Raw genomic sequence first — 12,338 nt, 5'->3', positions numbered from 1 at the left:
AACTTCTAACTCAGGACACTAGAGTTACGCAGCATTATTGAAGGAAGTTTCCTGCCTAAGCGCTGTGAGTGCATCAAGGCCGAGGACGCGTCTTTGACGGTCAAGGTCTACGACGAAAAGGACCAGGATCGGGTGAACCTTGTGGTGACCGGTATTTGCGCCGACAAACTCGATAGCAGTCGAGCCCTTTGCAACCTGATCAGCGGGTTGCGTGAGGACCTCAAGCATCAACATGCTCCGGCGCTTAAGCGAGTAGGGGAGCGTCCCTGGCACTAGCTGAAGGGACGGCTGAGGTTGCGTCAACGATAAGTTCAGGGCCTGGTAAATTCCAGGCCCAATGGTGTTTCACAGTCCCTCAATTCTGAAAGTCACAGGCTTCTGACAGTTTGTGATAACTGACGTCTTCGACTTTCCCGGCCTTGTTCAAGAACTTCATATCCGCCTTGATCACCTTGCATTCATTGGTCGGGGTTTCGTTCATTGAAATCACCTTGGCGATATTCAACGGCATGCCGTAGTGATAGGGCACTGCGGGCGTGGTGTCCGCCTGCGCCATCCCCGTTACAGCGGTCAGGGCAAGCGCACTACTGAGCATGAACGTACGCAGTTTCATGGTGTTTCTCCGCTAGTCGTTCGGCCACCCATCAACGTGATGGAGGAGCGACCGCCCAAGGCACAGGCGTTGTGCGAGTGCGGTCGATTTCACTCTCTGCGCGGGGGATTAACCATAGATTAAGCCGGGCTTTGCTGACAAAACCTTCATATTTGCGCAAAAGCCGCGCCCATCGAAAGGGCCTGCGCTGCTGGTTTGAAAAACTAACCTGCATACCGGAAAAGTCTGATACGTACACGGCATTTACGTTGCTAACTTCCCTGCCGGGCCCTTCAGCGAGAGGGCATGTGCAATGCGTGGGGTTGATCTTGCAACAAAAAATCGCAGCAGAGTTTCTCGGAACGTTCTGGCTGACTTTCGGTGGTTGTGGCAGCGCTATTTTAGCGGCGGTGTTGCCTGAGTCAGGTATCGGTCATTTCGGCGTAGCCCTGGCGTTTGGCCTGGCGGTACTGACGATGTCCTACGCGGTGGGAGGTATTTCCGGGGCGCACTTCAACCCGGCGGTGACCATTGGCCTATGGCTCGAACGTCGGGTCGCCGGTGTTGATGTGCTGCCCTACATCATTGCCCAAGTGGCTGGCGCTGTAGTGGCCGCTGCGGTCCTGGCACTGATTGCCAGTGGCCGCCCGGGCTTTGAAATAGGCGCGTTTGCGGCGAATGGCTATGGCCCGTTGAGCCCGGACCGCTACAGCCTGTTGGCGGCACTGGTGGTTGAAGTCGTGGCGACGCTATTTTATGTGTTCATCTTCATGCGGGTCACGGCGCCGGGTGCAGCGCCGGGGTTTGCGCCCATTGCCATGGGGCTGGCGTTGATGCTGATCCACCTGGTGGCGATGCCTGTCACCAACACCTCAATCAACCCGGCTCGCAGTACGGGGCCGGCGTTATTCGCCGGTACCGCCTACCTGTCACAGCTCTGGCTGTTCTGGCTGGCCCCGCTATTGGGTGGAGCGTTGGGGGCCTGCCTGGCCGGGGCGCTCAAGGAGAAATAGGCAGGGTTCAGCCCAGTTGATGTCGATACGGCAAGTCCGGGCCGGTCTTGCCACACGTCAGCGCCGCAGCGCGGATGGCGAAGTTGAGCAGGCTGTCGATCTGCTCCCGGGAGAGGTTCTGCAGCCCCTCGACCGAGTCCAATTGCTGCTCGGTCAACCAGGCGATCAACGCGGCCTGGAAGGTATCCCCGGCGCCGACAGTATCGGCCATCACCACCTTGACCGCTGGCGCCGTCCAATTGCCGTGTTGACGGCTGAACACGCTGGCGCCGTCACCGCCACGGGTCAGGAACACCAACTGGCAACGGTACTGCAACCAGCCTTGCAGGACGCTTTCGGGCGACTGGTCGGGATACAGCAGATGCAGGTCTTCATCGCTGACCTTGATCAGGTCGGCATGCTTGACCAGCTCGGCCACGCGCTGGCGCCACAATTCAATATTCGGCTCCGGGTTCAGGCGCACGTTGGGGTCAAGGCTGATCAGGCGCTTGCCACTTTCCCGTCGGACCAGGGCCAGCAAGGTGTCGGCAATCGGTTGGACCACCAGGGAGAACGAGCCGATATGCACACCCCGAATGTCTGCTCCCAGGGGCGGCAAATGCTTCAGTTGCAATTGCCGGTCGGCACAACCCTCACCGCGAAAGCTGTACTGCGGTGAGCCGTTGGCGCCCACGGCGACCATCGCCAGGGTGGTGGGGGCGGTGAACTCCAGCAGGTAATCCTCACGTACGCCTTCATCCTTGAGTACCTGCAACAGGCGTCGCCCCAGGTAATCATTGGACAACCCGGCAAACAACCCGGCATCGATCCCCAGGCGGCGCAAACCCACCGCCACGTTGAACGGCGAGCCACCGGCAATGGCCTTGTAGTTGACCTTCGACGCCTGACCACTGGCATCTTCCTCGCTGAAAAAATCAAACAGCGCCTCGCCACATACCAAATACATATTCGCTCGCTCTTAAAGGGATGCCACGTGCTGTTGATAACGCTCATAGGCCTGCTGATAGGCGCTGACGCTGGTTGCCACCGGCAGGGTGCGGCTGGTCGGGTCGACACTGACACAGCGCAGGCATAGCGCCGCCAGGCTTTCACCGGTCTGGCTCCAGGCCGCCTGGATCGCTGCGCCCAGGGCTGCCGCTTCGCTTTGTTCGGTACAGATGACTTCGGTGTTCATGATATCGGCGACCATCTGCCGCCAGACAGGACTTTTCGAACCGCCGCCGATCAGGCGGATACTCTGGCTTTGCAGACCGGTTTCGCGCAACAGGTCCAGGCCATACCGCAAGCCGAAGGTGGTGCCCTCGACCACCGCGCGGCAGAGGTTGGCGCGCGTCAGGTTGGTCATGGTCAATCCCAGCAGGCTGCCGGTAGCGTGGGGCAGGGCGGGCACCCGTTCGCCATTGAGGAACGGCAGCATACTCACACCGTCTGCCCCGATGGGGGCCTGGGCGACCAGGGTGTTGAAGCCGGCCAGGTCCAGCTCGAACAGCTCACGGATAACCCCGGTGGCATTGGTCAGGTTCATGGTGCAGATCAATGGCAGCCAACCGCCGCTGGAAGAGCAAAAGGTCGCCACCGAGGCCTGAGGGCTGACATTGGGCTGATCATTGAAGGCATAGACCGTACCGGATGAGCCCAGGCTCATGGTGATCACCCCAGGGGCGATATTGCCGGTACCGATGGCGCCCATCATGTTGTCGCCACCGCCGCTGGATACTTGGGCGCTGGGGTTGATCCCCAGGCGCTCGGCGATGGCCGGCAGTAGGGTGCCAACGCTTTCGTGGGCCTCGATCAGCGTTGGCAACGCCGCTTCCAGGCGTCCATCGGGGTCGATATGGCGCAGCAGCGGCAGGTCCCACTCGCGCGTGCGCACGTTGAAGTAGCCAGTGCCTGAAGCATCACCGTATTCCGCGCAGGCACGGCCGGTGAGCCAGTAGTTGAGGTAGTCGTGGGGCAGCAGGATATGGGCGATGCGGGCGAAAATATCCGGGTGCTGCTCGCGGGTCCAGAGCAATTTGGACACTGTGTAGCCGGGTGCAATGGCCACGCCGAGGCGCTCCAATGACCCGCTTTCGCCGCCCAGATGCTGCAACAGACGATCATTTTCTGGCGTGGTTTCAGTGTCGCACCACAGCTTGGCCGGGCGCAGGACTTTGCCTTGGTCATCCAGCAGCACCAAGCCGTGTTGCTGGCCGGAAACGCCGATGGCGAGGATGTCCTGGCCATCGACCCCGGCCTGCTGCAACGCGCTGTGGGTGGCTTCGGTAAAGGCATCCAGCCACTCTTGGGTGTCTTGTTCACGGCGGCCGTTGGCACCGCTGATCAGTGTATGGTTGGCGGCGCCGAGACCCAGGACCTTGCCGCTGGTAGCGTCGAGGACGATAGCCTTGGTGCCTTGGGTGCCGCAGTCGATACCGAGGTAAAGGTTTTGCTGGGTCATAGTGGGTTGCTCAGCATTTTCGAATGGGTAATGTGTAGCCGCTGCCGAGGTACGAGGCTGCGATGCGTGTCCGCAGGACCGCCCCCGGGAGCCGCTCCGCGACTCATCGCAGCCTCGTACCTCGGCAGCGGCTACATAGGTTCTGTCAGTGGAGATTGGCGAGCAGGCGCTCCAGGGTTTTTGTCACACCCACATCGCGCAAGCTTTCATAGCAACGCTCGAACGCTGCCACAAACGCTGGGGAATTGGGAATAGCCGTACCAAAAATCTCTTCTACCCCCAGCAGCCGCCGACTGAGTACCACATCGTCAGTCACTAGTCCCTGGCAGAACTCTGCACGGGGATCAGGGATGCGGTAGATCACACCGTTCTCATCCACGCCCTTCAAGTACAGTGCCCACGCCGCCACCACCAGCGCTGCACGCTCGGTCTCGCGCCCATCGGCGATCAACCGATTGATGGTCGGCACGGTGAACTTGGGAAATTTCGATGAGCCATCGGAACACACCCGCTCCAACTGGTCTGCAATCGCCTGGTTGGAGAAACGATCCACCAGGGTCTGCTTGTATTCAGTCAGGTCGATGCCCGGTACCGGTGCCAGTTGCGGGGTCACGTCCAGGTCCATGTAGGCACGCATATAGGCCACGAACAGCGGGTCGTTCATGGTCTCGTGGACAAAGCGATAACCCTTGAGAAACCCCAGGTAGGTCAATGCCAGGTGACTGCCATTAAGCAGCCCGATCTTCATCTCTTCGTAAGGGGTCACGTCGTCGGTGAACTGCACGCCGACCTTTTCCCAGGCCGGACGGCCATTGACGAACTTGTCTTCCAGCACCCATTGCACAAAAGGCTCGCACACCACTGGCCAGGCATCATCGACACCATGGTCATCGTGCAATTGCAGGCGGTGAGCGGTGCTGGTCATCGGCGTGATGCGGTCGACCATCGCGTTGGGGAAACTGACATTAACCTTGATCCAGTCATGCAGGTCGGCGTTTTGCAGTGCGGTGAAGGCCAGCAGCGCCTTGCGGGTAACGGCGCCGTTGTGGGGCAGGTTATCGCAGGACATCACCGTGAATGCTGGAATGCCCGCCGCTCGCCGCTTGGTCAACGCCGCACAGATAAAACCGAACACGGTTTTCGGCGCATGGGGGTGAGCCAGGTCGTGCTGAATCTGTGGCAGGTGGGCCATGAACTCACCGTTGCTGTCATCGATGCAGTAGCCGCCCTCGGTGATGGTCAGCGAAACGATGCGGATCTGCGGGCTCGCCAGTTTGTCGATCAACGCCTGGGCGCCGTCTTCGGCCAGCAGCATGTCGCTGATGGCGCCAATTACCCGGACTTCGGTGTCGTCGGTATCGCCCAGTTCATACAGGGTGTAGAGATAATCCTGACCGGCCAGATCGTCCCGGGCCTTGCGGTCATCCGCCCGCAGGCCAACACCGCAGATGCTCCAGTCGAGACCCTCGCCCAGGTTCATCAACGCATCGGTGTAATACGCCTGATGGGCCCGGTGGAAACCACCCACACCAATATGGGCAATGCCTTGACGGGTATCGGCAATGGCATAGGCCGGCAATTGCACTTCAGGCGCCAGTTGCGTGAGGTTTTGCTTGTTCAGTTTCATCAAAAGATTCTCGCGAAATCAGGCGGCAGCGCGCAGTGGACGGGCCACCGCCACGCCGTCGGCATCGAACAGGTGGCAATGGGTCGGGTCCAGGTGCAGGTGCAACGTTTCACCGTACTGGCTGGCCATGTCACCGCGGATACGCAGGGTCAACGGTTCACCGTTCGAGGTGATGACGTGGCAGAAGGTGTCGCTGCCCAGGCGTTCGCCGACATCGGCGGTGACGGTCAGGCCGGTGTCGCCGGGGGAGGCGATTTCCAGGTGTTCCGGGCGAATGCCCAGGGTCACTTCACTGCCGACGCTCAAGGTCGCGCTGCTCAGGGGCAGGCTGATGCGGGTGCCGGCGTCCAGTTGCACTTCACAGCCCTGGGCCTCAAGGCGGGTGACTTTGCCTTTGAGGAAGCCCATTTTCGGGGTGCCGAGGAAGCCCGCGACAAACAGATTCGCGGGCTGGTGGTACAGCTCCAGCGGCGAGCCGACCTGTTCGACGCGGCCACTGTTGAGCACCACCACCTTGTCGGCCAGGGTCATGGCTTCGACCTGATCGTGGGTCACGTAGATCATGGTCGCTTGCAGTTCTTTATGCAGGCGCGACAGTTCCAGGCGCATTTGCACCCGCAAGGCGGCGTCAAGGTTGGACAGCGGCTCATCGAACAGAAAGATCTTCGGGTTGCGCACGATGGCGCGGCCGATGGCCACCCGCTGACGCTGGCCGCCCGACAGTTGCTTGGGCTTGCGCTCCAGCAACGGCCCCAGTTCCAGGATGCGCGCCGCTTCGCTGACTTTGCTCTCGACGATCTTTTTGTCGATGCCCGCCAGGTCCAGGGCAAACGACATGTTTTTGCGCACGGTCATGTGCGGGTACAGGGCGTAGGTCTGGAACACCATCGCCAGGTCACGCTTGGCCGGGGTTACTTCGGTGATGTCGCGACCGTCCAGTTCGATGGTGCCTTCGGTGACTTCTTCCAGGCCGGCGATCAGCCGCAGCAGGGTGGATTTACCGCAGCCCGATGGGCCGACGAAGACCACGAATTCCTTATCATTCACTTCCAGGTCGATGCCCTTGATGATGGAGAAGCCTTCGAAGCCTTTTTGCAGATTTTTGATTTTCAGGTTGGCCATGGTGGGCCTCCGCTTTCAATTAGTTAAATAGAGGCCGTTACTTCACGGCGCCGAAGGACAAACCGCGGACCAACTGCTTCTGGCTGATCCAGCCAAAGATCAGGATCGGCGCACAGGCCAGGGTCGACACGGCGGACAATTTGGCCCAGAACAAGCCTTCGGGGCTGGAGTAGGACGCGATCAACGCGGTCAGTGGCGCGGCGTTGGAGGAGGTCAGGTTCAGCGACCAGAACGCTTCGTTCCAGCACAGGATCAGCGACAGCAACACTGTCGAGGCCAGGCCGCCCTTGGCAATCGGCAGCAGCACCCGGACCATTTCCTGCCACAGGGTGGCGCCGTCCAGGCGGGCGGCTTCGAGGATGTCCTTGGGGATGTCCTTGAAGTAGGTGTAAACCATCCAGACCACGATCGGCAGGTTGATCAGGGTGTAGATGATGATCAGCGCAATACGCGTATCCAGCAGGCCAAGGCTCTTGGCCAGCAGGTAGATCGGCATCAGTACGCCCACCGGCGGCAGCATCTTGGTCGACAGCATCCACAACAGCGTGCCTTTAGTGCGCTTGGTCTCGTAGAAGGCCATGGAGTAGGCCGCCGGTACCGAGATCAACAGGCACAACGCGGTGGCGCTGAAGGAAATCAGCACCGAGTTCCAGGCGTAGCTGAAGTAGTTGCTGCGTTCGTTGATGTGCAGGTAGTTCTCAAGTGTCGGTGTGAAAATGAACTGCGGCGGCGTGGCGAACGCGTCGATTTCGGTCTTGAAGCTGGTCAGCACCATCCAGAAGATCGGGAAAAAGATCAGGATCGCGATGGCCCAGGCCAGGGTACCGAGCAGCACGCTTTGCAAGCGGCGGGATTGTTGAAGCGTCATGGCGCGGCCCTCAAGGCTTGTCAGTCAGGTTTTTGCCGATCATCCGCACCAGGATGATCGCCGCGATATTGGCGATGACCACGGCAATCAAGCCGCCGGCTGACGCCATACCCACATCGAACTGCACCAGCGCCTGGTTGTAGATCAGGTAGGCGAGGTTGGTCGAGGCGTAACCCGGACCGCCATTGGTGGTGGTGAAGATTTCCGCGAACACCGACAGCAGGAAGATGGTTTCAATCATCACCACCACGGCGATGGGGCGCGCCAGGTGGGGCAGGGTCAGGTGCCAGAAGATCGCGATGGCGCCGGCGCCGTCCAGGCGTGCGGCTTCTTTCTGTTCCTGGTCCAGGGACTGCATGGCGGTCATCAGGATCAGGATCGCGAAGGGCAGCCATTGCCAGGACACGATGATGATGATCGACAGCAGCGGATAGTGAGCCAACCAGTCCACCGGCTGGGCGCCGAACAGCTTCCACACCGCCGCGAGAATTCCCGACACCGGATGGAAAATCAGGTTCTTCCAGATCAGCGCACCGACGGTGGGCATGATGAAGAACGGCGAAATCAGCAACACCCGCACCAGGCCGCGCCCGAAAAATTCGCTGGCCTCAAGCAGGGCACTGATCAGTACGCCAAACACCACGCTGATCAGCAATACGCTACCCACCAGCAACAGGGTATTGGTCGCACCGGGCAGAAAACCTGAGTCGGTGATGAAGTAGGTGAAGTTTTCCAGGCCTACGAATTGGTTTTCGCCGGGATAAAGCAGGTTGTAGCGGATCAACGAAAAGTACAGGGTCATGCCAAGAGGCACGATCATCCACAGCAGCAACAAGGCTACCGAGGGGCTGACAAGGAACCAGCCGGGGTTGATCAGGCGGCTTTTACGCGCCTTTTCCGGGGTAGCAGTTTGCACGTGGGCGGTGGTGGTATTCATGATGATCAGAACCAGTCAGCTGCATACAGAATCTGCGTCGGAGCGCGGTCAGTGTGGGAGCTGGCTTGCCTGCGATTGCATCACCTCGGTTTAACGGTCAGACCGAGGTGATGCAATCGCGGGCAAGCCCGGCTCCCACATAAAGCGGGCCCCCACATTTAGCGCGGTAGGCCGGCTTTACTTGGGATAACCCGCCCGCTTCATTTCTCGTTCGGTGGTGGTTTGCGCGGCGGTCAAGGCCTGGTCCACCGTTTGCTGGCCGGTCAACGCACCCGAGAAGAACTTGCCCACCTGGGTACCAATCGCCTGGAATTCAGGAATGGTCACCAACTGGATACCGATATACGGCACAGGCTTGAGGGTCGGCTTGGTTGGGTCCGCAACTTTCAGCGATTCCAGCGTCACCTTGGCGAACGGTGCAGCTTTCATGTATTCATCGCTGTAGGTCGACTTGCGAGTGCCTGGCGGTACGTTGGCGACTCCGTCGGTCTTGGCAACCAGCGCACCGTATTCCTTGGAGGTGGCCCAGGCACTGAATACCTTGGCGGCATCCTTGGCCTTGGAGCTGGCAGGGATTGCCAGGGACCAGGAGTACAGCCACGATGTGCCTTTGTCGGTTTTTTCATGGGGGGCGAAGGTAAAGCCGACATGCTCGGAAACCTTGCTCTGGGTCTTGTCGGTGACAAACGAGCCGGCAACGCTGGCATCCACCCAGATCGCGCATTTGCCGCTGTTGAACAGCGCCAGGTTTTCGTTGAAGCCGTTGCTGGAGGCACCCGGAGGGCCGGATTTTTTCATGTTGTCGACGTAGAAGTTCAGGGCGTCTTTCCACTCGGGACCGTTGAATTCCGGTTGCCACTTCTCGTCGAACCAGCGCGCACCGTAGCCGTTGGCCAGGGTCGTGATCAGCGCCATGTTCTCGCCCCAACCGGCTTTGCCTCGCAGGCACAGGCCGTATTGTTCCTTGTCCTTATTGGTGAGCTTTTCGGCAAACTCGCCGATCTGTGTCCAGGTTGGATGCTCAGGCATGGTTAGCCCGGCGTCCTTGAACAGGTCGGTGCGGTAATAGGTGATGGAGCTTTCGGCGTAAAACGGCAGGGCGTAGAGCGAGCCCTTGACTGAAAGACCGTCACGCACGGAAGGGAAAACGTCGTCTAGGTCGTAGGACGCCGGCAGGTCCTTCATCGGTTCCAGCCAGCCCTTGGCACCCCAGAGTGCGGCTTCGTACATGCCGATGGTCAACACATCGAACTGTCCGCCCTGGGTGGCGATGTCGGTGGTCAGGCGTTGGCGCAGGACGTTTTCTTCGAGTACCACCCAGTTCAATTTGATTTCCGGATGCTCGGTCTCGAAGGTTTTCGAGAGCTTTTGCATGCGGATCATGTCGCTGTTGTTGACGGTGGCAATGGTCAGGGTTTGCGCGCCAAGACTGACGGCGCTGAGGGTCATGCATGCTGTGATGCAAGTAGAGGCAAGCAGAGCTTTTGCTGTGAACTTCATCGCGCACTCCATTTCTGCGCCCTGGGGCTACAGAAGGACAGTTATTGTTGTTGTGTCTCCCACGACAGCTGGAAGAGTGTGCGGTGATTACAGCCTTCAAATGGCGTGGTGACAAATCCTTGGGAGCACTTTGACTGATACTTTTTTGCACTCGATGGACAATGGTTGAAAGAGGTTGTAGCGGTGGCCAGCGGTTGGAGCCGACAGTGATGAGGTGGGATGGACGTGTCCGGTCTTTAAGGTGACCGGACACGCAGGCTTACTTGAGCGGCGTCAGCGGTGGTTGCTTCCACTGACCGTTACCCACCTCAGGCTTGGGCAGATAGATGCGCAAAACGGCGTAGAACGGGCCTGGTGGCGCCGGCAGCCAATTGCTTTGTTCGGCTTGCGGTGGCTCGTGGTGTTGCAGGGCCAATGTTAGCCCGCCATCGGCATCGAGCTTGAGTTTGGGCAGCATCCGCGAAGTGATCAGGTAGCGCTTCTTGTGGTTGGGCACCAGCAGCTTGGTCTTGCCGTCGTACAGGGTCAGCGACCAGAACGCATCGGCCGGCGGTAACTGATCCTTGGCGAAGTGCAAGGTGTAGCTGTGCCGGGCGCCGTTGGCGGGTTTGCCCTCGCTGTCGACAAAGTAGCTTATGTAAGCCGCTTCATCGCTGGAGTTGCCGAACATCCCCATGTTGGCGCCGGCGTACCGGTACAGGTAATTGTTTTGCAGGTGGTCACGGCTACCAAACAGGTCACCGTTGCTGACTTTATGGGTGTCGAGCTTGTCCTTTTTGAACGCGGCAAACTCAGCCTTGCCGTCGGCGATCCCGTCTTCCAGGGCTTTGCGTTGCTCGGTGTTCAGCGCCTTGAGGTCAAACGGCTTGCCCGCCTCGATGCCGATAGTGGCAAAACGCGCTAACAGGTCTTTTTCACTGTCTTGCGGGGCGGCGAAGGCCAGCATGAAGTTCAAGTAGCGGAACAGTTGAGGGCTGTCGCTCATGTGGGGCGAGGGTTTTGGCCAGATGATCTTCGATGCCTTGACCGCGGGCTGGTTCACATAACGGCTCAGGCGCTCCACTTTGTAGCCGCCCTGGATCTGCTTGACCTTGCCCAGGTCCTTGTCATCGAACAGTTGGGTGCGATACAGCGCATAGGCGATATTGCTTTCGCTGCGCACCACGCGATCGATATTGGCCGGCTGCTGACCTTTCCAGTCGGGCCCGGTGATCATGTAATGCCCACCGTTGTTGCCGGTGCTGCGAGTGCCCAGGTAGCCGAAGTTATGGGTATAGAGGTCAATCAATTGCACCGAGTAATAACGGTTTTCCTCGATCGTTGGCAGGGTCAGCACTACCGGTTCAGCCCGCAGGTCCAGCCAGACGAAGGAGTAGGGCGTGTCCGAGTTGGGGGTGACGAACGCGGTGTCCTTGGGGGTGAAGACCTGAGCGGTGTTGCCGATATGGTTGAACGGCGCCTTGAAATTCGCCCCGCCCTTATCCACCGCCTGGGCGTAGAGGGTCTTGTACATTTCCACCACCGGGAAGCCATACAAGTAGGCCTCCTTGGCAATGACCCTGGCATCACTGGGGGTAGCCGTGAAGTCGGCCCAGGCGCCGGTGCTCATGAGAATCGAGAGGCTCGCCAACAGCAGGCGCTTCGGTTTTCTGATCATGTTGTTGCGTCTCTATTAGGGAGCTAGGGTGATGTCGTCGAGTTTCCGGCTTTGATCGAAGTAGGCCTCGGTGGGAGCCTACAGTCGCAAGTAGCTGAGTCAGTGTTTGTCCGGATGTCGCCGGGGAGGCGACATCGAGAGAAAGAGGGTCAGGGCTTCGCCAGCATGCCTTTGACTTTATCGCGCAACTGGTCGATGGAAAATGGCTTGCCGATCATCTGCGTACCTTGGGGAAGCTCAATGTTCTCGGCATAACCGCTGGCAAACAGGATGGGTAATGTGGGGCGCAGTTCCCGGGCTTTTTTCGCCAATTCGTTGCCGTTCATACCGGGCAGGCCCCAGTCGGTCATCATCAGATCGATCACCTGATCCGTCTTTTCGATATTTTTCAGGGCCTGTGTGGCGTCTGCCGCTTCAAGCACCGTGAACTCCAGTTCTTCGAGGACATCGACGATCAGCATGCGCACGATGACGTCGTCTTCGACTACAAGGATGGTGGAGGCGGCGGACATAGTGAGGGTTCCCAAGAAATGAGGGGACAGGTCATTGAAGGATCATCCTCTAGTGGCCTGAGCGGTTAAT

Annotated in this window: 11 protein-coding genes and 1 pseudogene; 2 read left to right on the top strand and 10 right to left on the bottom strand. The window is 59.4% G+C overall.

The features are described from left to right. Window positions 1-9: 9 nt before the first annotated feature. Window positions 10-276 (top strand): annotated as a pseudogene (locus J7E41_RS25505) (DUF1652 domain-containing protein); the annotation flags it as partial. 79 nt (window positions 277-355) lie between these two features. Here J7E41_RS25505 and J7E41_RS25500 read toward each other — a convergent pair. After that, window positions 356-613, bottom strand: a complete 258-nt coding sequence (locus J7E41_RS25500; protein ID WP_214997047.1) for a DUF2790 domain-containing protein — start codon at window positions 611-613, stop codon at window positions 356-358. 308 nt (window positions 614-921) lie between these two features. Here J7E41_RS25500 and aqpZ point away from each other — a divergent pair, with 308 nt between their 5' ends. Beyond that, window positions 922-1,605 carry an aquaporin Z gene (gene aqpZ, locus J7E41_RS25495; protein ID WP_214997046.1) on the top strand — a complete coding sequence of 228 codons (684 nt, stop codon included), beginning with the start codon at window positions 922-924 and terminating at the stop codon, window positions 1,603-1,605. A 7-nt stretch (window positions 1,606-1,612) separates the two neighbouring features. Here aqpZ and J7E41_RS25490 read toward each other — a convergent pair whose 3' ends face one another. The 9 genes from J7E41_RS25490 to J7E41_RS25450 all read right to left on the bottom strand — a co-directional run bounded on the left by J7E41_RS25490 (window position 1,613) and on the right by J7E41_RS25450 (window position 12,268). After that, window positions 1,613-2,551: a carbohydrate kinase family protein gene (locus tag J7E41_RS25490; protein WP_214997045.1), complete on the bottom strand. Its 939-nt coding sequence runs from the start codon at window positions 2,549-2,551 to the stop codon at window positions 1,613-1,615. Window positions 2,552-2,563: 12 nt separating this feature from the next. Then, the gene (gene xylB, locus J7E41_RS25485) at window positions 2,564-4,045 is read right to left on the bottom strand and encodes a xylulokinase (RefSeq protein ID WP_214997044.1); all 1,482 of its coding nucleotides are present in this window, start codon (window positions 4,043-4,045) and stop codon (window positions 2,564-2,566) included. 145 nt (window positions 4,046-4,190) lie between these two features. Continuing rightward, window positions 4,191-5,672 carry a mannitol dehydrogenase family protein gene (locus J7E41_RS25480; protein ID WP_214997043.1) on the bottom strand — a complete coding sequence of 494 codons (1,482 nt, stop codon included), beginning with the start codon at window positions 5,670-5,672 and terminating at the stop codon, window positions 4,191-4,193. Between the two features lie 18 nt (window positions 5,673-5,690). Next, window positions 5,691-6,794: an ABC transporter ATP-binding protein gene (locus J7E41_RS25475; RefSeq protein ID WP_214997042.1), complete on the bottom strand. Its 1,104-nt coding sequence runs from the start codon at window positions 6,792-6,794 to the stop codon at window positions 5,691-5,693. 37 nt (window positions 6,795-6,831) lie between these two features. Next, window positions 6,832-7,662, bottom strand: a complete 831-nt coding sequence (locus J7E41_RS25470) for a carbohydrate ABC transporter permease (RefSeq protein WP_214997041.1) — start codon at window positions 7,660-7,662, stop codon at window positions 6,832-6,834. A gap of 10 nt (window positions 7,663-7,672) precedes the next feature. Next, window positions 7,673-8,599 carry a carbohydrate ABC transporter permease gene (locus J7E41_RS25465; protein ID WP_214997040.1) on the bottom strand — a complete coding sequence of 309 codons (927 nt, stop codon included), beginning with the start codon at window positions 8,597-8,599 and terminating at the stop codon, window positions 7,673-7,675. 177 nt (window positions 8,600-8,776) lie between these two features. Then, entirely contained in the window at window positions 8,777-10,099 is a 1,323-nt protein-coding gene (locus J7E41_RS25460) for an ABC transporter substrate-binding protein (protein ID WP_214997039.1), read from the bottom strand. A 259-nt stretch (window positions 10,100-10,358) separates the two neighbouring features. After that, window positions 10,359-11,756, bottom strand: a complete 1,398-nt coding sequence (locus J7E41_RS25455) for a DUF1254 domain-containing protein (protein WP_214997038.1) — start codon at window positions 11,754-11,756, stop codon at window positions 10,359-10,361. Window positions 11,757-11,905: 149 nt separating this feature from the next. Then, entirely contained in the window at window positions 11,906-12,268 is a 363-nt protein-coding gene (locus tag J7E41_RS25450) for a response regulator (protein ID WP_214997037.1), read from the bottom strand. Window positions 12,269-12,338: the final 70 nt, after the last annotated feature.

Origin of the sequence: Pseudomonas fluorescens (genome assembly GCF_018614655.1) — a bacterium.
Classification (GTDB): Bacteria; Pseudomonadota; Gammaproteobacteria; order Pseudomonadales; family Pseudomonadaceae; genus Aquipseudomonas; species Aquipseudomonas fluorescens_BX.
This window is presented reverse-complemented; position numbering and strand designations above follow the sequence as displayed.

Bases quoted from the DNA above. Each gene is read 5' to 3' on its own strand.
- J7E41_RS25500 (WP_214997047.1), bottom strand. From the start codon at position 613: ATGAAACTGCGTACGTTCATGCTCAGTAGTGCGCTTGCCCTGACCGCT.
- J7E41_RS25490 (WP_214997045.1), bottom strand. From the start codon at position 2,551: ATGTATTTGGTATGTGGCGAGGCGCTGTTTGATTTTTTCAGCGAGGAA.
- xylB (WP_214997044.1), bottom strand. From the start codon at position 4,045: ATGACCCAGCAAAACCTTTACCTCGGTATCGACTGCGGCACCCAAGGC.
- J7E41_RS25480 (WP_214997043.1), bottom strand. From the start codon at position 5,672: ATGAAACTGAACAAGCAAAACCTCACGCAACTGGCGCCTGAAGTGCAA.
- J7E41_RS25475 (WP_214997042.1), bottom strand. From the start codon at position 6,794: ATGGCCAACCTGAAAATCAAAAATCTGCAAAAAGGCTTCGAAGGCTTC.
- J7E41_RS25470 (WP_214997041.1), bottom strand. From the start codon at position 7,662: ATGACGCTTCAACAATCCCGCCGCTTGCAAAGCGTGCTGCTCGGTACC.
- J7E41_RS25465 (WP_214997040.1), bottom strand. From the start codon at position 8,599: ATGAATACCACCACCGCCCACGTGCAAACTGCTACCCCGGAAAAGGCG.
- J7E41_RS25460 (WP_214997039.1), bottom strand. From the start codon at position 10,099: ATGAAGTTCACAGCAAAAGCTCTGCTTGCCTCTACTTGCATCACAGCA.
- J7E41_RS25455 (WP_214997038.1), bottom strand. From the start codon at position 11,756: ATGATCAGAAAACCGAAGCGCCTGCTGTTGGCGAGCCTCTCGATTCTC.
- J7E41_RS25450 (WP_214997037.1), bottom strand. From the start codon at position 12,268: ATGTCCGCCGCCTCCACCATCCTTGTAGTCGAAGACGACGTCATCGTG.